Here is a 229-nt window from a genome sequence, read left to right as displayed (position 1 = left end):
CCCGAGCGACGCCGACTCCCCTCACAGCGCCCAGAGCATGGCGTGGAAAATCAAACGCCACAGCAACGATGAACTGCGGCAAAAGTTCGTCGACAACACCGTGCCGCAGCTTGAGGCGCTGGGCATGACGGCGCCGGACCCGAGTCTTACCTGGGACGAGGCCGCCGGCCACTATCGCTTCGGCGAGATCGACTGGAGCGAACTGCATGAAGTGATCAAAGGACGCGGC

General features: G+C 63.3%; 1 protein-coding gene. It reads left to right on the top strand.

Features of this window, described 5'->3' with window-relative positions:
- The coding region (locus ACYYG1_RS17995; protein WP_461211695.1) for a Phenylacetic acid catabolic protein at positions 1 to 229 on the top strand (229 nt) is incomplete at both ends.

The sequence above is a fragment of the Desulfocurvus sp. DL1XJH-121 genome (assembly GCF_054819825.1).
This window is presented reverse-complemented; position numbering and strand designations above follow the sequence as displayed.